16 protein-coding genes are annotated in these 23,000 nt (G+C 43.7%); 13 read left to right on the forward strand and 3 right to left on the reverse strand.

Going from position 1 to position 23,000, the window contains the following annotated elements; all coding sequences use genetic code 11:
• Positions 1-58: 58 nt before the first annotated feature.
• The 10 genes from NST85_RS05460 to NST85_RS05505 all read left to right on the forward strand — a co-directional run bounded on the left by NST85_RS05460 (position 59) and on the right by NST85_RS05505 (position 14,857).
• Entirely contained in the window at positions 59-1,036 is a 978-nt protein-coding gene (locus NST85_RS05460; RefSeq protein ID WP_341188770.1) for an ABC transporter permease, read from the forward strand.
• A 19-nt stretch (positions 1,037-1,055) separates the two neighbouring features.
• On the forward strand, positions 1,056-1,946 hold the full coding sequence (locus NST85_RS05465; protein ID WP_341188771.1) for a carbohydrate ABC transporter permease: 891 nt from the start codon (positions 1,056-1,058) through the stop codon (positions 1,944-1,946).
• A gap of 53 nt (positions 1,947-1,999) precedes the next feature.
• The gene (locus NST85_RS05470; protein ID WP_246054164.1) at positions 2,000-3,511 is read left to right on the forward strand and encodes an ABC transporter substrate-binding protein; all 1,512 of its coding nucleotides are present in this window, start codon (positions 2,000-2,002) and stop codon (positions 3,509-3,511) included.
• Between the two features lie 117 nt (positions 3,512-3,628).
• The gene (locus tag NST85_RS05475; protein ID WP_341188772.1) at positions 3,629-5,353 is read left to right on the forward strand and encodes a sensor histidine kinase; all 1,725 of its coding nucleotides are present in this window, start codon (positions 3,629-3,631) and stop codon (positions 5,351-5,353) included.
• A gap of 158 nt (positions 5,354-5,511) precedes the next feature.
• The gene (locus NST85_RS05480) at positions 5,512-7,116 is read left to right on the forward strand and encodes a response regulator transcription factor (protein ID WP_341188773.1); all 1,605 of its coding nucleotides are present in this window, start codon (positions 5,512-5,514) and stop codon (positions 7,114-7,116) included.
• Positions 7,117-7,193: 77 nt separating this feature from the next.
• Complete coding sequence (locus NST85_RS05485) at positions 7,194-8,441, forward strand: alpha-L-fucosidase (RefSeq protein ID WP_341188774.1); 1,248 nt, start codon at positions 7,194-7,196, stop codon at positions 8,439-8,441.
• A gap of 44 nt (positions 8,442-8,485) precedes the next feature.
• Positions 8,486-10,249: a glycoside hydrolase family 35 protein gene (locus NST85_RS05490; RefSeq protein ID WP_341188775.1), complete on the forward strand. Its 1,764-nt coding sequence runs from the start codon at positions 8,486-8,488 to the stop codon at positions 10,247-10,249.
• Between the two features lie 176 nt (positions 10,250-10,425).
• Positions 10,426-10,902, forward strand: coding sequence for a GNAT family N-acetyltransferase (locus NST85_RS05495; RefSeq protein WP_341188776.1), 477 nt, complete (start codon positions 10,426-10,428; stop codon positions 10,900-10,902).
• 75 nt (positions 10,903-10,977) lie between these two features.
• Positions 10,978-11,997: a DUF2804 domain-containing protein gene (locus NST85_RS05500; protein WP_341188777.1), complete on the forward strand. Its 1,020-nt coding sequence runs from the start codon at positions 10,978-10,980 to the stop codon at positions 11,995-11,997.
• 214 nt (positions 11,998-12,211) lie between these two features.
• Positions 12,212-14,857, forward strand: a complete 2,646-nt coding sequence (locus NST85_RS05505) for a cation-translocating P-type ATPase (protein ID WP_341188778.1) — start codon at positions 12,212-12,214, stop codon at positions 14,855-14,857.
• A gap of 146 nt (positions 14,858-15,003) precedes the next feature.
• Here the strand turns inward: NST85_RS05505 and NST85_RS05510 are convergent, their stop codons facing one another.
• Positions 15,004-15,939: an ArsR/SmtB family transcription factor gene (locus NST85_RS05510; RefSeq protein ID WP_341188779.1), complete on the reverse strand. Its 936-nt coding sequence runs from the start codon at positions 15,937-15,939 to the stop codon at positions 15,004-15,006.
• A gap of 160 nt (positions 15,940-16,099) precedes the next feature.
• Here NST85_RS05510 and NST85_RS05515 point away from each other — a divergent pair, with 160 nt between their 5' ends.
• Positions 16,100-17,851, forward strand: coding sequence for a glycoside hydrolase family 2 protein (locus NST85_RS05515; protein WP_341188780.1), 1,752 nt, complete (start codon positions 16,100-16,102; stop codon positions 17,849-17,851).
• Positions 17,852-18,033: 182 nt separating this feature from the next.
• Here the strand turns inward: NST85_RS05515 and NST85_RS05520 are convergent, their stop codons facing one another.
• Complete coding sequence (locus tag NST85_RS05520) at positions 18,034-18,576, reverse strand: PadR family transcriptional regulator (protein WP_341188781.1); 543 nt, start codon at positions 18,574-18,576, stop codon at positions 18,034-18,036.
• A gap of 152 nt (positions 18,577-18,728) precedes the next feature.
• Here NST85_RS05520 and NST85_RS05525 point away from each other — a divergent pair, with 152 nt between their 5' ends.
• Together NST85_RS05525 and NST85_RS05530 are read left to right on the forward strand one after the other, a co-directional pair.
• Positions 18,729-20,180 carry an MDR family MFS transporter gene (locus NST85_RS05525; RefSeq protein ID WP_246054157.1) on the forward strand — a complete coding sequence of 484 codons (1,452 nt, stop codon included), beginning with the start codon at positions 18,729-18,731 and terminating at the stop codon, positions 20,178-20,180.
• A gap of 186 nt (positions 20,181-20,366) precedes the next feature.
• Entirely contained in the window at positions 20,367-21,296 is a 930-nt protein-coding gene (locus NST85_RS05530; protein ID WP_341188782.1) for a DMT family transporter, read from the forward strand.
• A 69-nt stretch (positions 21,297-21,365) separates the two neighbouring features.
• Here NST85_RS05530 and NST85_RS05535 read toward each other — a convergent pair whose 3' ends face one another.
• Complete coding sequence (locus tag NST85_RS05535; protein ID WP_127193010.1) at positions 21,366-22,961, reverse strand: acyl-CoA synthetase; 1,596 nt, start codon at positions 22,959-22,961, stop codon at positions 21,366-21,368.
• Positions 22,962-23,000: the final 39 nt, after the last annotated feature.

The raw sequence follows: 23,000 nt of genomic DNA on the forward strand, positions 1-23,000 counted from the left end.
TAAATTGGGGGCCATCTATAATAAGTGTTAGAAGGAAAGAACAGAGAGGATGAGTCTTATGCCAACACTTGCATCATCCGATGTACCCGCATCTACGGTCACAGTCGTCCCCAGTCGGCAGCGGATATTTCGCAAGAAAATAAAAAAATACAGGGCTTTACTTCTTATGATGATTCCGGGATTAGCGTACTTGATTTTAAATAATTACATTCCCATGTATGGAGTTATCTTGGCGTTCAAGGAACTGAACTATGTTGATGGAATATTTGGGAGCCCTTGGGCGGGGCTATATAACTTCAAGTTTCTATTCAACTCGCCTGACGCCTATCTAATAACTCGAAATACGGTTTTGTATAACGGAGCATTCATTATTGTAAATACTTCAATTGCACTGCTTATCGCACTATTGGTTAACGAGATTAAGGACAAAGTAGTCACTCGATTTTATCAGAGTACATTTCTGCTTCCTCATATAATCTCAATGGTTGTTGTCGCTTATCTAGTGTACAGCTTTCTGAATGCGGAGAGCGGCTTCATCAATAGGCAACTCGCGAATTGGTTCGGCTTCGATTCGATCTCTTGGTACAACGAGGCGAATTACTGGCCTTATGTGTTGGTCATAGTTAATGCATGGAAAAGCGTGGGGTACTTGGCCATCATCTATTTCGCAGCCATCATCGGTATCGATAAGGAATACTATGAGGCGGCAACCATAGATGGTGCTAGCAAGTGGAAGCAGATGACTCGTATTACGATTCCGCTAATTGCACCTATGATCATCGTCATGACGCTGCTTTCGATCAGTACTATTATGCGTTCGGACTTCGGTTTATTCTATCAGGTGCCAATGAACTCCGGTCCGTTGATGCCTACGACGAATACCATTGATACGTTTGTCTATCGGGCAATGATTGTACGTGGAGACATTGGAATGTCAACAGCCGCTGGTGTTTACCAATCTGTCGTGTGCTTCTTTCTGATCCTAGGAGCGAACTTCGCCGTGAGACGAATCAGCAAGGACAATGCCTTATTCTAACGAGAGGAGGCATCCCACGATGCCATTTGCAGCACGTATTCATAAGCCATTAATTCACCTGTTCTTCCTACTGTTTAGCGTTGTTTCACTGATGCCATTCGTTCTGGTGTTTATGGTATCCATTACAGATGAGAGCTCTATAGTCCAGAATGGCTACAGTTTTTTTCCAAGCAAGCTTAACTTTGCCTCTTATCAGTTCTTGTTTAATGACTTTGGGCAAATCGCAAGGTCATACGGGGTAACGATCCTCGTAACCCTATTAGGAACAACAATCAGCTTGTTTATTACAGCACTCTTCGCTTATCCGCTATCACGTAAGGATTTACCACTGCGTCGTACGATGTCGTTCATTCTATTCTTCACGATGTTATTCAGTGGGGGAATGGTGCCGTGGTATATCACTTATGTGACGATGGTAGGACTCAAAAATTCATTGTTTGGCATGATCATTCCGAATCTACTAATGAGTGCGTTTAATGTTCTGTTGATGCGAAGTTTTTTTGCCAATACGATTCCAGAATCGATTATTGAATCAGGAACCATTGATGGGGCAAACGAACTGACCATCTTTCTAAAACTTGTGGTGCCATTATCCGCACCAATTATGGCGACGATCGCCCTATTTAATCTACTTGCCTTTTGGAATGATTGGTATAATTGCATGTTGTTTATCGACAAACCTGAACTGATAAATATTCAATATCTAATGACTAAGACGCTAAATAATATACAGTTTCTAGTTATGAAAGCGGATTCTTCTAGTCAGGTAGGTGAACTGCTTGCTAAAATGCCAACCGAAGGGGTCCGTATGGCGCTGGCTATTATCGGTATCGCACCACTTCTGATTGCTTATCCGTTTTTTCAGAAGTATTACATCAGTGGTATTACTAGCGGTGCAGTTAAAGGTTAAACTTGCGCTGTTGGATATTTAATAGAATTTAAGAGAAGAAGGGGATGGTTTAGTTGAAGAAGAAAATGTACACCTTATTAGCTCTGCTTATGGTGGTTATGTTAGTCCTTCCTGCATGCGGTCAGAAAAGCAACGACTCTAAGAAAGCAGGCGAAAACTCCTCTACATCAAGCGAAGGAGAGGGAGTAACAAAGCTAGAGCCCTACAAGCTTACGCTGGTCTATCCTGGTGACGCACAAAAGGATCTTGCACTTGTACAGGAAGAGATGAGTAAGTATTTGACGGAAAAAATCAATGCGACAATCGAATTGAAGCCTATTGATTGGGGATCTTGGACTGATAAGACCAATTTGATGAAAATTTCTGGAGAATCTTTTGATTTAATGTTTACTGCAGGATGGTTCGGTTATGGTCTTGATGTATCGAAAGGACAGTTTCTAGAACTAACGAATCTCCTAAAGAACCAAGGTAAAGATATCCCGACTGTCCTTGGTGATGACTTTATCAAAGGTTCACAAATCAGTGGAAAGTCTTATGGCGTTCCAACAAAGAAGGAATTTGCCCAAGGCTTTGGTTTCCTGCTAAATAAGGCATTAGTCGATAAATATCAGTTCAATACTGAAGGAGTTAAAACTCTAGAGGAAATGGAGGAGATGTTCAAGACAATTAAGGAAAACGAGCCGGGTATCGTACCTGTCGTTAGCAATAAATTTGCGAATACTTGGGGAGCTGCTAACTACGATAACTCCATGATTTCTCGTGACAGTAAGGAGCTTAAAATTATTGATACGCTGGAGGATCCTAAATTTATCGATTTCCTCAAGCGTATGCGACAATGGAACCTTAATGGTTGGTTTGATAAAGATGTTGTAACTTCGGATACCAGTGGCCAAGCAGATAATATGATTAAATCAGGAAAAGCCTTTGCCATCGGACAATCGTTGAAGCCTGGTAAAGACAAGGAAATGACAGTGACAATGGGATTACCACTTGTCCAAGTTGAGACGGCTTTACCTTACACAACGACAGGTGAAGCTAATGGAGCGATGCTTGCAATTTCCCGCACTTCCAAGGACCCTGAGAGAGCGATGATGTTCCTTAATATGCTTTACACGGATGCTAAATTGCTCAATATGCTAGATTGGGGAATCGAGGGTAAGCACTACGTCAAGATATCTGATAACATGATTGATTACCCTGAAGGTGTAACGGCGGATACACAAGGCTACTCAAGTCCAGGTGGGTGGATGTTTGGCAATCAATTCATCTCCTACCTTTGGGCTAACGAAGATTCGGATAAATGGGAACAGTTTGAAAAGTTTAATGCTAGCGCCGAACGTTCTATTGCTCTGGGCTTTACCTTTGATGAGACTCCGGTTAAAGCGGAGATGGCGGCGGTTAGTAATGTAGACAAAGAGTTTCAAATGGTTCTGAATGCAGGTGCCATCGATGATGTTGAAGGGACGATAGCCAAATACAAAGCTAAACGTGACGCTGCAGGTTTCCAAAAGGTTCAAGAGGAACGTCAGCGGCAGTTAGATGAATGGGCTAAAGCGAGTCAATAATAGGGGGCTGTTGGAGCTGGAAAGGGTGTTTTCCAGCTCCTTCTTCCTTTTCCAACAACATAAGATATAATAACTTGTATAAGTATACCAACATGAAATAATAGGCGGGAGAATACGATGAACCCTAAAGGCTCTCTCCGTTTCAAGCTAGCCATTGGCTTTATCACGATCACATTTCCTCTAGTCTGTTTACTGATTTATAGTAATTTTACAGCATCTAACTCCGTACGCGAGCAGGCGGCGGAATCCAATAAAAATATGATTTCCCTATATTCTAATCAAATCCAAACTAGCCTTGGAATCGAAGCCAATTTTTTGTACGATATGACCTCCCATGATGCAGATATTTTGTCTTTGAATAAGATGGTCTACAACTCTTCGGATTACACGTTGACCAAGATGCGAATCCTGAACAGCCTAAGCAGATATAATCGGTTTGATAATAGTATCGATATTCAATTTGCTTACTCCAAAGTCTATCGGGATCTGATTCATACATCGATCAAAGCCGATTCTTATGAGGAAGCGATAGTCATCAAACAGTGTATCCAGGGCATTCTTGATATGGCGCAACCTGAAAGCCCTTTATTTAGGGGATGGAAGACGGTTAGCTGTGGGGATATTTATGGTCTAGTGCGCATTGTAGATTCGGGGTTTGGTGTTTACTTAGGTGCATGGGTTCAGCTTAACCATTTAATGATTCCACTTGAGCTGATCCAGCTTGGAGGGGAAGGCTTCTCTGCTCTTGCAAACCCTGAGGGAAGATTGATTGCTGGTAGCTTCGAGATTGGAGGCTTTAAAGATCCTCCTCGTATTAATTCAGATGCGCGATACCAGAGGCTGAAAGGAGAGAATGGCACTTATGTTGTCGTCAGTAATCCGATCAATTCAACGGATGTCACGTTAATCGCCTTCATTCCGGAACAAGGGATGTTGGATAATATATCTCGATTTCGTGAGGTTATCGCATGGATTCCGTTATTCGCCTTTTTGTTGCTCTTATTATATCTAATCTATCTCAATAGTATTATTCTCAGACCGATGAATGCTTTGCTCAAAGGGATGCGTACGCTTAAGAGAGGCGACTGGGCCATTAGATTGAATAACTCCCCCTCCAGGGAGTTTCATGCGGTTACTGAAACGTTCAATGACATGGCGCATCAAATTCAAGAGTTGAAAATTAATGTGTATGAAGAGCAAATCCGCACGCATAAAGCGGAGTTAAAGCATCTTCAGCTGCAAATTAATCCGCACTTTTTGTTAAACAGCATCAATGTTATCTATAATCTTGCCCAGCTCAAAAATTATACGGTTATTCAAGCGATGTGTCTTAACCTAGTAAAATATTTTCGTTTCACGACCAAAACGAGCCAGCCCTTCGTGAGGCTCTCCGAAGAAATGGAACATATGGACAGCTACTTGTGCATTCAGCAGCTTCGCTTTCCTGGTAGGATTACCTTTGAGATCGTGATAGATGAGAATGCTAAGCAGGTTCCAATTCCTCCGTTGATCGTGCAGCCTTTTATAGAGAATGCTATCAAGTACGGGTTCGACTTTATGGAGGAACCCTTCCATATTGAGATTCAGGCCACGCTGGATACTGACCAAAGATTCTGCCGTATCCACATTGTCGATAATGGCTGCGGGTTCTCGCCAGAGATGCTAGAGTCCCTTCAAAGCGGTCGTTATTTCCATCAAACCAATGATCAGCATCTGGGCATCTGGAATAGCTACCACCGCTTGCAGCTTTTGTATGGGAATACAGCCCGATTGAATTTCGATAATTGCTTGAAATCAGGGGCATTGATAGAGTTGGATGTTCCAATTGAGGTCTCAAGTTAGTCCAAGAAACCGCTATATTAAGGTAGCTAGTGTTAATGAATATTGCCCGGAACTAGAGATGAAAAAGTATAAGTGTAAACGCTTACTATAAGGCAGGATTTATAAAGTGTGCGGCCCGAAAGTCATATAATTTATGCAGGTGCAGGAGGGTGAAAGGATTGCAGATTTTAATTGTTGATGATGAAATGTACTCTGTCATGGGGATTAAAGATGCAATTAATTGGGTGGAACTGGGTGTTTCAGCGGTCTACGATGCTTTTAACATGAGGGAAGCGATCAAGATCTTTAAGGAGCATGAGATACACGTCATGATAAGTGATATTGAGATGCCAAAAGGGACGGGAATCGAATTACTAGAGTGGGTTAATGAGTTTTCGCCTTATACAGAAACGATTTTTCTGACTGCACACGATGACTTTCGGTTCATGAAGCGGGCTGTTCAGCTCAGTAGTTTTGACTACATGATGAAGCCTGTAGAGTTTGAAGCCCTAGAAGAAGTTATTCGGAAGGCGATCCGTACGGTAGAAAAGAAGAACGCTGAGCTTGCTCAGAGTGAACAATATAAGCCATATTACGAGTTGTGGAACAAAAAAAGGCCGCTACTTAGTGAGCGTTTCTGGTACGACCTGCTATCAGAACGTATCGTTGCCTCTCAAAGCGAAGTCTGTAGTCTGCCAGCTGAATATGGTATTGTCCTACAGCCGGAGGATCGGTTGCTACCGGTTATGGTAAGTGTGGAGAATTGGCAACGGGAACTCAGCACGAGGGACGAAGAAGTGATGGAGTACGCCATTCGTCAATCATCCTCGGAACTACTGATCTCCACTTATAGAGGAGAGGTCGTGCATACCAAGCAAGGAGTCACTATGGCTATCTTTTACCTCTCACCTGAGGAGGAAGCCTTGCTCCTGGATAGTATTGGCCGGAAATGCAACGGATATATTGATGCCTGTATTCAATATTTGAACTGCACGGTATCCTGTTATATCGGTGAACCCGTTATGCTGCATGAACTAACAGGAATGTACAAAGCACTTCTATCTATGGAATACAATAATCTCAGCGTGTCCAATCAGCTTAACTGGCTGCGTAAGCAGAGTCCAGAGCCTGCCCCAGATCCTCGCTTGCCTGATTTTATAGTTTGGGCACTGCTGCTGGAGAATGGTAAGGAAGAAGAACTAGTCCAGCAGTTTAAGAGCAGCCTCAAGGAGCTTGCATTGGACCGGCGTTTTGGAGCAAATGTTCTACATGCCTACTATCAGGGATTTCTGCAAATGATTCATTATTTACTGCAGAAGAAAGGTCTTTCTGCACATCAGTTGATCCATCATGCTAGCGCCCCACAAGTAAACGTACCCCCAAGAACGTTGGAACAGATGGAAGTATGGGGAACTTGGTTAATCCAAATTGTGTATCGCTGTCTTTATCAGGAAGTGTCTGTTATTCCGCGGCTTCGTGCCTATATTGCCGATCATCTAAGTGAGAACATCACCCGTGAGATGCTTGCCGAGTACGTTCACCTTAATCCAGCTTATCTCTCCCGTTTGTTTAAGAAGGAGGTAGGGATGAGTATTACGGACTATTTGCTGAATGAGAGGATGCAGATTGCTAAAGAGCTAATAGTCCATTCAACGATCCCGATTTCGGATATCGCGCAAACGATCGGGTACAGTAATTTCTCCTATTTCTCTAAAATGTTCAAGAAAGTCTATCATGCGAATCCTCAACAGTTTAGGAAGCTTTCAGGCTGCTCCGGCAGCTAGATCTCATAAGGTGTTTATCTCAGCTAATGTATCGCGTGGCTCGCTACAATACAAGAGAATGAAAGAGAGTGTGTGAAATGAGTAAATCAATTTTGGCAAAACCAACGGAACAGCAATTGAGATGGCATGACATGGAGCTCGGAATGTTTTGTCATTTTGGAATGAATACATTTTGTGATCAAGAGTGGGGTACTGGCACCGATTCACCAGAGAAATTTAATCCGACGCAGCTTGATGCACGGCAATGGGTACGTACGGCAAAGCGGGCTGGTTTTAAATATTTTATCTTAACGGCCAAACATCATGATGGTTTCTGCTTGTGGCCAACGAAAACGACCGATTATTCGGTGAAATCGAGTCCTTGGAAGAACGGGCAAGGCGATGTAGTGCGTGAGGTTGCCGACGCTTGCCGTGAGGAGGGAATTGCCCTTGGGTTGTATTTGTCGCCATGGGATCGGCATGAGCCATCTTATGCTAACAAGGAAGCGTATGATGCTTTCTATACGGAGCAACTTACTGAATTGCTAACCCAGTACGGCCCACTCGTTGAGTTATGGTTTGACGGCGCAGGTTCAGAAGGTCGTGAATACGATTGGCCCAACATTATAGGACTCATTAAGCGATATCAACCTGACGCGATGGTGTTCAATATGGGGCAGCCAACGATTCGCTGGGTAGGGAATGAAGACGGATTAGCACCATATCCGTGCTGGAACACTTCTTCGGAAGCTCGTACGAGCATGTTTACGAGCGATATGCTGACCTGGTTACCCGAGACATCGAACTGGGTACCGGCTGAATGTGACGTGCCGATTCGTACTCACCATTGGTTCTGGCATCCGAATGATGAGGACAGCTTACGACCACTTGATAACTTGATGGACATTTATTACCGTTCGGTCGGCCATGGAACCGTGTTGCTTCTGAACATTTCGCCTGACGATCGCGGACTATTCCCTGACATTGATGTAGAGCGGGTCATAGAGTTTGGCGATGAAATCCGTCATCGTTTCGATCATCCAATCGCGCAATCATCCGGTGAGGGAGCGGAGCAGATATTGACGTTGCCGGAAGAGTCGCTTATCGATCATGCAATCTTGATGGAGCAAATCTCAGAAGGTGAACGGATTCAAGAGTATGTGTTGGAGAGTATGAAGGATGGAGTCTGGGTTGAGCTTGTACAAGGTACTGCTATTGGACATAAGAAAATAGATCGTTTTAAAGCGATTCGTACAAAGCAATTGCGACTCACATTGACGAAGTGCATAGAACTTCCGCTTATCCGCTTCTTTGCGGTATATTGCACGGAGCTTGACTCGAAATAGGAAATGGTAGTCAACGAGATACTTTTGCTAGGAGGAACTTACTTATGAACAAATTAACAATTAACGGGTCGCAATTAATGTTAGAGAACCGTCCGATTCAGATTATCTCTGGAGCTATTCACTATTTCCGTGTCGTACCGGAGTATTGGGCTGATCGTCTAATGAAATTGAAGGCTTGTGGATTTAATACAGTTGAAACTTATATACCGTGGAATTTTCATGAGCCAAACGAAGGGGAATTTGTATTCGAAGGGATGGCGGATTTGGAGAAGTTTATTCAGATTGCTGGTGAGCTTGGTCTTTATGTTATTGTTCGACCGAGTCCCTTTATCTGTGCAGAATGGGAGTTCGGCGGTCTCCCAGCCTGGTTGCTTGCCGACCCAAGAATGCATCTTCGTTGCTATCATTTGCCTTATCTAGAAAAGGTGGATGCCTACTATGATGAGTTAATTCCACGTCTGATACCACTGTTGTCGACGAATGGTGGACCCATCATTTGTATGCAAGTCGAGAATGAGTATGGTAGCTACGGCAATGATCAGGTATATTTGCAATATTTGAAGGACGGATTGATCAAGAGAGGCGTAGATGTATTGTTGTTTACCTCGGATGGTCCGGATGACTTCATGCTACAAGGTGGGATGGTACCGGGAGTATGGGCATCTGCTAACTTTGGATCGCAACCAACTGAGGCCTTCAGGAAGCTTACAGAATATCAACCGGATCAACCTCTGATGTGTATGGAATATTGGAATGGCTGGTTTGATCACTGGGGAGAGGAGCATCACACCAGACCTGCAGATGATGTGGCGAATGTATTGGATGAGATGATGACTGTAGGTGCGTCGGTCAATTTCTATATGTTTCATGGAGGAACGAACTTCGGTTTCTATAATGGAGCTAATCTTCAGGACAAATATGAGCCGACGATTACAAGTTATGATTATGATGTTCTTGTAAGTGAATGCGGTGATATCACGGAGAAATTTCATGCTGTACGTAAAGTAATCGCTAAATATGTGGATCTTGGCCCACTTGAACTGCCTGTGCCGATTGCCAAACGGAATTTTGGTACCGTACATATGACGGAACAAGTGAAGCTATTATCTTCTCTTGACAGTTTATCTTCACCGATTCAAAGCACATGTCCTGAACCGATGGAGCGGCTTGGACAAAATGATGGATTTATCCTGTATTCGACGAGATTGACGGGACCTAGGCCGGAAAGTAGACTGAATCTTCAAGAGGTACGGGACCGTGCCATGATTTTTGTTGATGGGACGTATAAGGGAACGATCGAACGTTGGAACCCGGATCAGGAGGTTGCTTTTGCTGTTCCTCCAGAAGGCGTTACTGTGAGCATTTTGGTGGAAAATATGGGACGAGTAAATTATGGCCCCCATATAAAGGACCCGAAAGGGATTACTGAAGGTGTTCGGTTTGGTCAACAATTCTTATATCATTGGACGATTCATTCGCTTCCATTAGATGATTTCTCTAAACTCTCATTCGAACCGAGCATTCATACTTTACCTAATGAACCGAGCTTCTACAGAGGCGAATTTATAGTGGATGAGCTGGCTGATACTTTCTTGAATATGAAGGGATGGACAAAAGGGGTAGCCTATATCAATGGTTTCAACCTAGGGCGTTATTGGGAAATTGGTCCACAAGAAACGTTGTATATTCCTGGGCCTCTCCTGCGAAAGGGAAAGAATGAGCTGATTATTTTTGAGCTACACGGTTGCTCCGCTCCAGAGGTCATGCTGCAGGATTATCATGTGTTGAACAATCGGGTGGATATATAATATTGAAGTAACATATCCTCGACTCACGCACCTTATCTAGAACGAAGCATCGGTTCTAGGTAGGGTGCTTTTTCTTATTTCAACAGATCGTGAACCGCTATGGGCATCTAGATTGACGGAAGGAATTGAATAAGTTAGTGTTATACACAGCTATAAACAGCAAAAGGAGATAGAAAATGCCTACGATTATTACAAAACCATTTGATCAAGAAATGCAATCCATTTTTAGCGAAATAACAACGAGTTATCATGCCTGGGAATTAAGCCAGAAGGATCTATCGGAGTTACCTAAAGAGATCCATATCATTGAAGTTGAACAGGAAATGGCCGGTTATGGTGTCATTTGGGAATATAGCAGCGGCAAGCAGTTAGTTCAGAAGGCGGAACAGGATTATTTTAATAGTGACGAGAAATACCTGGAAAAGGACTTCTATATAGATATAAAGAATAAAACAGATATTATCTTTATTGAAGCGTTAGATGTTTTGAAAGATTATGAAGGTAACGGTTATGGAGCATTCTTTGTGAACTGGCTAAAAGAAAAGCACACTAACAAAAAAATGTATGTATATGCGCTAGAAAAATCACGTAACTTTTGGTATAAGCAGGATTTTGAGACGGTGGGAAATACGGTTTGGATGTCATATAACTAAACAAGCAACCAGAGGGATCTTACTTTGTATCTTGGATATATGAAGGTTAGTGACTAATCTGGAGGTGTAGCAGATATGGGACAGAATGAGATTAACGTGCCGGGCAATTTGCTCGGCAACAATGGCTCTCTACTACAGCATGGTTATTCGACACGGGCAGTACTGAGCTATAACCGCGAATGTATTAAAGCCCCACCATGGCGGATTAAAGAGTGGGATTTCTATCAGGTCTCGAACGATGACTATTGTCTGCAAATGACCATTGGACACGTGTCCTATGCAGGTAGTATTTCGGTGAAATTATTTGAATTTGCAACAGGGCAGCATTATGAAATTACAAAGATGCTTGCCTTGCCGTTTAATCGGCTCCAGATGCCGTCTTCGGCGGAGCAAGGGGATTTGACGTTTAACCAGAAGAATATGTTCATCCAGTTTCAGATCACAGATGGTGGACGGAGGTTGATTGGGAAGGCAAGTGGAAAGAACTCGCCCAGGATGGATATCGATATTAAGTTATCTCAACCAGATCCCACGTCGGTAGTGATCGCTACACCTTTTGATGAGCATCCTTCTATGTTCTACTATAATCATAAAATCAACTGTATGCCGGCTACTGGAAGAGTACTCATTGGAGATAAGGAGTATCGATTCGAACCGGATTGTTCTTTTGGTTTACTCGATTGGGGAAGAGGAGTCTGGCCTTTCCGACATGATTGGTATTGGGGCAATGGCAGTTGTTACGTGGACGGCAAAAGATTCGGCTTCAATATTGGGCACGGGTTCGGAAATACCTCGGCAGCCACGGAGAATATGCTCTTTTACGATGGAACCGCTCATAAGCTTGGGTCTGTGATCTTTGATCTGTCTGCTGGAGGGTATATGGCGAAAAAACAAGTTACCAGTGACAATGGGAGATTTCAGATGGAATTCACGCCGATCTACGATCAGATTACGGCAACGAAGCTATTGTTTGTCGATAATAAGTGTCATCAATTGTTTGGTACTTTTACGGGGCAAGCGGTTTTAGATGACGGTAGAATCATTGAAGTGAAGGATATGGTTGCCTTTATCGAGCATGCAGTAAACAACTGGTAATGGCTATTTTATCGTATACATATAAATATATATAAGATTCCACCACCTAGACACCGCATAACTTGGTGCACCAAGGTGGTTTTTTTGTATATAGACTTTGAAATGGAAATGATGAGTATGCAAGAAAATCGTGAGTAGTGAGCAGAATAAGGGTAATAGCTGAAATGGGGTTTAGCAAATTTAATTCCAAAATTAAATCTAAGAGGTGTTTTGGATGTGGTTCTCTAAGTCACAAGAACAAGTTCTCCAAGAGCTTAAAGTAAATGCAGCAACAGGGCTGACTACGGAGGAAGCCAAATCAAGGCTGGAGCAATATGGTCCAAACAAGCTTGAGGGAAAACCCAAGAAAAGTATGATCTTGTTATTCTTTGCGCAGTTGAAGGATATGCTCATATATGTTCTTCTAGGTGCTGCGGTCGTAACCCTGATTATAGGGGAATTTATCGATGCGCTCATTATTCTTGCTGTCGTTATTTTAAATGCGGTAATTGGTGTGATCCAGGAGAATAAAGCGGAGAAGTCGATTGAAGCGCTGCAGCAAATGACGACTCCAAAGGCACTTGTCAGACGTGACGGAGAAGTGAAAGAAATAGGGTCCGAGGACGTCGTACCTGGTGATATCGTCATATTAGATGCGGGAAGATTTATTTCCGCTGATTTACGATTATTAGAGAGCGCAAATCTGCAAATTGAGGAATCCGCATTAACCGGAGAATCTGTACCAACAGACAAAGTAGCTGATGACATTCATACAGATCCCAAAACTCCTATTGGAGATAAGTCAAACATGGCATTCATGTCCACGCTTGTGACTTATGGCCGAGGTGAAGGCGTTGCGGTAGCTACGGCTATGAATACCGAAATGGGAAAGATCGCTAAGATCCTTGATGATGATAATAAGGAATTGACCCCATTACAGAAAAAATTAGAGGAACTCGGGAAGGTCCTAGGGTATATCGCGATAGGAATCTGTGTACTTGTGTTTGTCATTGCATTGTTTCAAAAGCGGGATTTATTCGAAATGTTCCTCACTGCGATCAGTTTAGCAGTTGCCGCTATTCCGGAAGGACTTCCAGCGATTGTAGCCATCGTATTAGCACTTGGCGTGACTAGAATGTCGAAGATTAATGCTATTGTAAAGAAGCTGCCGGCGGTCGAAACATTAGGCTCGGTTAATATCATTTGTTCGGACAAAACAGGTACACTAACCCAAAATAAAATGTCTGTCGTGAAGCATTATATATCATCAAGTCAAAACAAGAATGAACCTCCTGTTGAGCTAATAAAATCACTTGTTTTATGTTCAGATGCAACCTTCGAACAAGGAAAAGCTACTGGGGACCCTACAGAAGTAGCTTTAATTGTATTTGGTAATGAGAACAATTTAATTAAACGGTCTTTGGACTCAGAATACAAAAGGGTGTCCGAGAAACCATTTGATTCCGATCGTAAGCTGATGTCTACATTAAATCAGACTAGATCTGGATTTCGCGTACATACGAAGGGGGCGATCGATCAACTATTACAGATCTCCACTTCTGCTGTCGTCGATGGTGAGGTTGTACCGTTAACCGAAGAGATGAAGCTCCAATATCTTAAGGCTGCCGAAGAGATGTCAGATGAGGCACTAAGAGTTCTAGGTGCTGCTTATAAGGATACCGATCGTATGATTGATCCAGATGAGATGGAGCAGGACCTTACGATACTTGGATTCGTCGGTATGATTGACCCACCAAGACTTGAGGTAAAAGATTCGATAAGAGAAGCGAAAATGGCCGGAATTACGCCGGTGATGATTACTGGTGATCATAAGAACACAGCGGTTGCGATTGCGAAGGAACTTGGTATTGCGGATTCAATTGATCAAAGTATGACGGGGACGGAAATTGATCAGTTGTCAGAAGAAGAGTTCTCACAGAAGATTAATAACTATAGGGTATTTGCTCGTGTTTCTCCAGAGCATAAGGTAAAGATTATTAAAGCTTTCAAAGCGAAAGGTAACATCGTGTCGATGACGGGGGATGGGGTGAACGACGCTCCTTCTTTAAAATTTGCGGATATTGGTGTAGCCATGGGGATTACCGGGACAGATGTATCCAAGGGCGCTAGTGACATGATCTTAACCGATGACAATTTTACGACCATCGTTCACGCCATTAGAGAAGGTAGGAATATTTACTTAAATATTCGCAAGACGGTTATATTCCTACTATCGTGTAACCTTGGGGAAGTTGTAGCTATACTCCTATCGATCTTGTTCTTCTGGCCCGTACCACTCTTGCCAACCCAGATCTTGTGGGTCAACCTAGTGACGGATACGTTACCCGCAATAGCGCTTGGTCTAGATCCTGGTGATAAAGATGTGATGAGAAGAAAGCCAAGAGATCCGAAGGAAAGCTTCTTTGCCAAAGGGGCGGGGCTGCGAGCTATCATTGGGGGTATCTTGATCGGGACCATAACATTAGTTGCCTTTTATTTGGGATTGCATGAATTCGGGTACAACCTACGTTCAAGCAACATCTCTGAGGAAGCGATGACGAATGCAAGGACGATGTCCTTTGTTGTATTGGCTTCTTCACAGCTGTTCTATTCGTTATCGATGAGAAGCGCAACGAAGTTTATTTTTCAAGTTGGATTTTTTACAAATAAGTATCTAGTTGGGGCTATAATCATTGGGTTGGTTTTGCAGTTCGGAGTCATTTCCATCCCGTTCTTAGCTTCAGCGTTTAAGGTACAATTTCTCTCCTTCGTCGATTGGGGATGGGTAATTGGGTTAGGCTTGATTCCCCTCATTGTAAATGAATTCATAAAGTTGTTCCTACGAGGTAGGGATAGCGGCGAGGATAGAGTAAGCACATAAATGGGGAGTTTTGAAGTAATTGATTTGGAATAGGGGTGGTAGGCCAAGGTGGATATCCTTGACCTACCACTTTTTTTTGAAGATCAGTCACTTTCCTGGTGGAGTGAGCCTGTCCCCACAGCTGATATTTCGAAGTGGGTTTATGGTTATATATGTTCGGAACGACGTATAAACGATAGTACGATATCCTGAGGATAGTCGCCGAAGTTGCTGCCGAAAAGATTGAGACCGCGTTGGTTAACGGCATCCTCCCGGACTTCGAAACGGAGGCTAATCGGTTTGTTAAAGGCCAGATTGAGCATGTCGACGGTTGTTGGAGAAGAGGGAACGCCGTTAATCCGACTGCCTTTTCCAGAAATACTCCATTCGGTCAGCATACCGTATTCTGTTCCGCTCTTCCATCGTTCGGGTGTTAGCTTGCCTTTACGGTCACCGAAATCGGAAGGGGAAGTATAAGTGCCGACGAGCAGGTCATTGATGGTCAGGGTAATATCTGTTGCCCAATCCTCACGGAATGCAGGTGCTTCTGAGCATACTTCTGCCGAAATACGAATCTCATCCAGTATGACACCCGGTGGTAGAGGATTGGCAAAATAGTATTCGACATAACCCGATTCTGCGAACCATAAAAGCGATGCATCGATTCTATCAGGCATATAGAATACACGTGGATCATCCTGGGAGCCGATCAAACTCCCGTCTTTTCCTGCCATACCGCAGGATGGTTGTACAGAACAGTGGGAGTACATTCCGATGGGCATATATATTTCTTCTGTTGGATGAAGGCCTTCTCCTGGCTTCGAAGGAAGATCGAGTTGAATAGATCGGCATGTGACCGAACAGATTTTCTCACGATTCGCACCCTGTGTAGAAACGATCAGATTTACCTGCTCCAGCGTTTGTACGTTGATAGAAATTGTAGGTTGAGCCACGCCAAGGGTCTCAGCCAACTGACTAACACTCATCGGCCTATCACCGAGCGCCTCAAGTATACGAACACGAACATCTCCGGATAGCGCTTTAGCTACGTCCAAGATACGCGATGCCGGGTAACGAATCGTTTCTTGTATTATTTCGCTCATAAATTGTTTTCCTTTTCGTAAAGATGGATTGAGATTATTGTACAATGAAGTTCGTGTATTGTAAAACAATAATAAACATTGCGATTATCATATACTGATGCTAAAATGGGCTCAACTTCTCCTTATGAAAGGTTGTGCTCACTTAATGACGACTTCTGTAATGAATTTTGAAAGTCTTAATGTTCCTCGTGCTGAGTATCCACGCCCGCAATGGGTGCGGCCTGACTGGATCAACTTAAACGGCCAATGGGGATTTGAAATCGATCATGGCAAAAGCGGGAAGGAACGGGGTTACCCTGAATCAGGGCACGATTTGTCAGGGACGATAACAGTTCCCTTCTGTCCGGAAAGCAAGCTATCGGGTGTAGAAAATAAAGACTTTATGGCAGCAGTATGGTACAAACGAGAATTCTCCTTGCCGGACAATTGGACTGGTGGAAGGATTATACTTCATTTTGGTGCAGTTGATTATGAAACTGAGGTATGGGTTAACGGAGTAGCCGTGGGAACACATCGTGGAGGATATTCCTCTTTTAGCTTTGATATTACTGCTGCTATATTACCAGGTGTGAATATCATTACCGTATATGCTGAAGATGATGTTAGATCAGGGCGTCAGCCGCGCGGCAAACAAAGTGAAAGATTCCATTCACATGGCTGCGATTATACACGAACGACAGGGATATGGCAGACGGTTTGGCTAGAACAAGTGCCTGAGGCATATCTATCCAACATGAAATTAGTAGCGGACCCGGATAATGCATGTGTGCATATGGAGCTACAAATAGGAGGCAACGCAGCAGAGGCTACAATTTCCGCATCCGCTTCTTATGAAGGGAGAACTGTCGGAGAAGTCAGTGTGGTGGTAACCGGTTCATCTGTGAAAATAAAGCTACCGCTATCCGAAGTTCATTTGTGGGAGGTTGGGAATGCCAGACTGTACGACCTCCAGCTAACATTGCATAAGCAAGGTCAGGTAAGTGATTCCGTCAGCTCTTACTTTGGGCTGCGTACCGTAAGACTCGATGGAATGGCTTTCCGGATCAATGGGAAATCCGTATTCCAGCGCCTCGTTCTAGATCAAGGTTTTTATCCTGAGGGCATCTATACCGCTCCAAGCGATGAGGATCTTCGAAAAGATATAGAAATTTCGATGGGTCTTGGTTTTAACGGTGCTAGACTACATGAAAAAATGTTTGAACCCCGTTATTTATACTGGGCGGATAAGCTAGGCTACCTGGTTTGGGGAGAGCATGCCAACTGGGGATTAGACATTTGTACAGCAGAAGGTCTGTCCCAATTTTTGCCTGAATGGATAGAAGGGATGGAACGAGATTTCAATCACCCGGCCCTTATTGGCTGGTGCCCTTTTAACGAGACATGGGATCGGGACGGCGCCAAACAAAATAACGATGTGCTGCGCATTACTTACGAGGTAACGAAACGGATGGACCCTACCCGTCCCGTTATCGACACTAGTGGTAACTTCCATGTCGTAACTGACATTTTTGATATTCATGACTATGATCAAAATCCGGAGACGTTCAAAGAAAGATATGAACCGATGAAAAGCGGTGGTGAGGTCTTCGTTACGTTCCCTGATAGACAAAAATATGAAGGTCAACCGTATTTCATTAGCGAATACGGCGGTATTTGGTGGAATCCAGAGCAGAAGGATGAGCAATCTTGGGGCTATGGAGACAGACCGACATCCGAAGAAGCGTTTATTAAGCGTTATGAAGGTTTAACGAATGTGCTGCTTGATCATCCAATGATGTTTGGATTTTGTTATACCCAGTTATATGATGTGGAGCAGGAAGTAAATGGATTGTATACCTATGACAGAAAGCCGAAATTCAATCCTGATACGATTCGCCAAATTAACACACGTAAGGCAGCAATTGAAGATTAAAGCAATCAGATCAGCTTCGTATTCTGGAACTGGTTTGAAAGGGTTCTTTAAACCATACTAAAAAAGCCCCACTGGGGCTTTTTCTTGTCGGAAGCTTGATGGTGGAAAAAACTCATATCCGTTATGAAGGTGAGAAGGGGACATTCGGAGGAGGTGTCGGCACAATACCAAGTTCCACTAACTCATGACTCAAGCTCCTCGAGTGCAAGCTTACAAAATTGCAGGGCAGACTCCATGTCCATGATTCTTTTGCGAATGAGCAAATAACGTCCGAACGTCGTGGCCTTCGGCTCATGAGATTCGCCTCGCTTCTCGCGAAGAACTTCATTGCCTTTGAGCATGTCCTTATATCGATTAAGCTCACTCATACAAAATTCTTCACGCTTGCGCAGCATTTCCTTAGCCTTCTCAGGTTCAGAGAGCCATAGGCTGTACAGCTTGAAATGCATCTCATCTCGTAGAACAGGATGCTCAGCAGGAGTTTCTACCCACTGTTGTAATTGCATAAGTCCTGTTTCAGTAATTGTATATTCTTTTTTATCTGGTTTATCAACTTGTTTGATAAGCTTGTAGGATATGTAGCCTTGCTGCTCCATGCTCACTAAAAGGGGGTAGATTTGACTATGCCCAGCTTGCCATAGTGGTTTGATTTTTTGTGCCAAATCGTAGCCCGATAGGGGAGCAAAGCTTAACAAAGAAAGAAGACCATAAGAGAGTGTATTCATTCGTGAGACGTCCTCCTAATCGTATTAATACGCTTTCATCAACGTTTTTTGATGCTATGTCGGAATTGACATAGTATTCCTAGGGGTGTAGCATTATTTCTATTCTTATTATATGTAAAAATAGACATATGCGCAATTGGAGGGGAACGTTGATGGAAGAAACAAAAGGAAGAGAGAATCATTTTTGGCCTATCATGATTGCCATATTCTTCGGAACTTTCGTCTCTGTCTTAAGTACAACGACGATTAACATTGCCGTTCCGATGTTAATGGATCATTTTCATACCAGCCTAAATACCATGCAATGGATGATTACTGGATTTATGTTAGCTACGGGTGTGACAGCACCACTTACCGGTTACCTTGGAGGAAGATTCAGCTATAAGCGGCTATATTTATTTGCTTTAATTGGATTTACCATCTTTTCGTTATTATGTGCTGTAGCTTGGGGTCCAACCTCACTGATCGTATTTCGGATGCTCCAAGGCGCCTGCAGTGGACTCATCATGGCTTGTACGATGACCATCATATTTCAGGTTATTCCAATAAAACGCAGAGCGTTTGCTGTCAGTCTTTGGTCACTGTCTGCCATGGTTGCTCCCGCTATTGGGCCTACATTCAGCGGTTGGCTACTGCAGTATGCTAGCTGGCACTGGCTATTCTTGATCAATATTCCTGTGGGGATCATTGCTATTATTTTGACCCAAACACTCATTCCTTACTATCGAATGAACATTCCGAAATCTTTGGACGTACCTGGTGTCATTACCGTAGTTCTGGGCAGTCTCGTCTTGCTAACCGCTTTTAGCCAAGGTAGCAGTTGGGGTTGGAGCTCATGGAAAACCATATCATTAATCGTTGTAGGGATCATATTGCTGATCTTGTTTGTATGGCGGGAGCTGACAACAGAAGTACCGCTGCTCAATCTACGTGTATTTCGCAATCGAAGATTTACGGTTATGCTCAGTATCTACAGCATTGTTACAGTAGCGATGTATACAGGAACTTATTTAACACCACTGTTCTTACAAACCGTACAAGGAGAAACCCCACTTGCAACGGGGCTGATTCTGTTGCCATCATCTATTGTGCTAGCACTACTTAGTCCAATCGTTGGTAAGCTATATCCAAAGTTTGGCCCAGTTAAGCTGATCTCCTTTGGGATTGTATTTATTTTTCTCGGGTTATTCATGATGAGTTGGCTTGGTGTGAACGTTTCGAATAACTTTATTATGTGGGCCATGATCATACGTAATTTCGGTCTTGGCTTCGCTAATGTTCCAAGTAGTACGGCCTCAATGGAGGAAATTCCAGTAGAATGGTCAGGTCACGCGACGTCAATTAACAACTGGATTCGTAATGTATTAAGCTCATTTGCGATTGCCGTATTTACCTCTCTATTGTCGAGCAGATCTTTGTTCCACTCTAAGGAACTCGTCAGCACAAGTGTTAGTGATACTAACACGATCCGCCTGCTCTCATTTACGATGGGGGTGGATGATGTGTTTGTACTAGGTTCAATTATAGTGTTGTGTGGACTTCCGCTAATGTTCCTGATGGGCCGCAACAAAGGGAATATTTCAACAGTAGAAAGTGCGGTATAATGTATCCCTTCTTTCGATACTAGGGTATAATATAATTTCATTAAGCCATTTGAAGATGGCTTTAAATACATAAGCATGTCCAAGAGGTGGAGTTGACACTTAAGTGTCAGCTCTTTCTGTTTAGAGGATTGGGTATCTAGAAGATGTGAGATTTAGAGAGATTAATAGATTGGGAGGAATAGGGAAATGTGGTTTGTCTTTGCCGCCGCTGCGGCAACGTGTTTTGGGATACGAGGAATTTTGTATCAGTGGACGTCTCAGCGTCCAATTGAACGAAATCTACTGTTATTCGGTGTTTATTTGTCAGGGACGTTGATTGCTTTAGGAGTGAACGTATTTACAGGGCAACCTTGGGGGAGTGGGGTTATAATCGGCTTACTGATGGGGGGATTTTCGTTTATCGCTAATGCATCCATGTATAAGGGGTATGCTGTTGGTAAAGCCTCGATAATCGCTTTGTTCACCGGGCTGCCACCTGTTATTGTTGTTATCGCGGCTTACTTGCTGTGGGGGGAAACGTTAAACCTCTGGCAGTTGTTGTCTTTTGTTGTGGTCATTCTTGGCCTTCTGTTGATTAAGTACTCCCAAGATTTCAAGCTAGGGCAGTTAAAAGGAATTCAATGGGGGCTGCTAACCATGCTGTTCTTCGGTTTGACGGATCTATCATCCAAACAAGCAACACTACTTGGAGCATCAACACTACCAGTACTGGCCGTCATGTATGGAACAGGAGCAACGTTATTTGGCACGCAGTGGGCCATCAATCGGTTAAAAGCTTCTAGACATACTGTGCGCATAGCAGCAGCCGAAGTGGAAGGTTCGGTATTAGATGCGGACACCGCCCCGGAAACTGTAGTAGTTCCAGTCCAATGGAGTAATGGCAAAACGCTTGGTTGGGGGATGTTTGTTGGGATTTCGAATATTGCGGGCATGGTATTCCTCATCCCGGCTTTCCGGGAAGGGGTTACGGGTATTGTATCGGCAATCAGTGCCATGAATGTTGTGTTTGTACTGCTCTATGCCCGTTTTTATCTAAAAGAAGTCATGTCCCGTCGAGAGATCATGGGGTTATCTCTTGCCTTGGCCGGAATTGTGCTACTTCGATTGCTGGCGTAGAAAAAAACCGAAAGCTGGACACCGTTCTAAGTGTCAGTCTTTCGGTTTTTTTCAATATCTCAAGCAAGCTTACTCTTGTGCCGCTCGGTTTTCCTGTTCACGTAGCTCTATTCTCCGTATCTTACCGGAGGAGGTCTTCGGAAGGTCCTGGATAAATTCGATTTTACGCGGATATTTGTAAGGGGCTGTCCATTCTTTGACATGTGACTGAAGCTCCTTAACAAGTTCAGGAGAAGCGGAGTTAGCATCCTTTAACACGACAAACGCTTTAACGATATGACCACGTACTTCATCAGGGCTCGCTACAACAGCGCATTCTTTGACCGAGGCATGTTTCATAAGTGCTTCCTCAACTTCAAAGGGTCCAATTGTGTAACCTGAGCTAATGATGATATCGTCACCCCGACCTTCGAACCAGAAGTAGCCGTCCTCATCTTTGCGGGCCCGATCACCTGTAACGAAATAATTCCCGTGTGAACAGTTTCCTTTACGTTCAGGGTCCTTGTAATAGGTTTTGAACAACGCAGGCATGCTCAAATGCACGGCAATGTCTCCAACAACTCCCGCTGGAAGTGGGTTACCATCCTCATCGATTACTTCTACAAGTCCAGGAGCAATCGACTTGCCCATAGAACCTGTACGGATAGGAGTATCTTTAAGTGTTCCAATGATCAAAGTGCTTTCTGTCTGTCCATAACCGTCCCGGATGGTGATATCGAAATGGCGCTGGAACGTGTTAATGACTTCCTGATTTAAAGGCTCGCCGGCGGACAACGCACAACGCAGGTGAGACAGGTTGTACTGGTCTAAGCCTTCTGTCTTGGCCATTAAGCGGTATTCTGTTGGGGTACAACATAATACTTGGATTTTATGATCTTGGAGCAGTTGTAGGTACCGCTCCGGCCCGAATGATCCATTGTATACGAAACCTGTTGCTCCGTTTCCAAGTACGGTCAAGAACGGGCTCCAGATCCACTTTTGCCAGCCTGGTGCCGCTGTTGCCCAGACCGTATCGGAAGCTTTTATATCGAACCATAACGACGAAGTGATCCGTAAGTGAGCATAACCCCAGCCGTGACTATGGACTACAGCTTTGGGATTGCCCGTTGTTCCGGAGGTATAGGCCAGAATAGCGATATCATCTTTGTGACTTTGAACAGCTTCGAAAGTATCAGGTTGATCCTCCATTAATCCTTCTAGATCAATCCAGTCTGAACCGATGTTGTCTTTATTCCCAGAAACGGATAGACGGTAATTTAAAGCAGGCAGATCTTCTGAAATTTTATCAACTTCAGGTGTGACCTCAGACCATGCAATAACAGCTCTGGCTTCAGAATGCCGAAGGCGGTAGGATAAATCCTTGGCCCGAAGCATTTCAGAAGAAGGAATAATGGCAAGCCCAAGCTTTAGACAAGCCATATAGATGACATAAGCGATAATTCTCCGGGGAACCATAACGAGCACGGGGTCTCCTTGGCGAAGACCCAAACCAGCTAAACCTCCGGCGAGTCGATTAGCCTGCTTGCGGAGTTCTCCGTAAGTAATCTCCTCGAAATCTCCGTTCTCACTTAACCATTTAAGCGCAACCTTATCGGAAGGATGATGTTCCATTTCCGAAGTCAGATTATAGTATTCCGGTGCGATCCATTGCTGATTGTCCAAAATGAACATCTCCTATTAATATATGATGGTATATCCGTAGTC

This window comes from Paenibacillus sp. FSL K6-2524 (assembly GCF_038005525.1).
In the GTDB taxonomy this organism is placed as follows: domain Bacteria; phylum Bacillota; class Bacilli; order Paenibacillales; family Paenibacillaceae; genus Fontibacillus; species Fontibacillus anaericanus.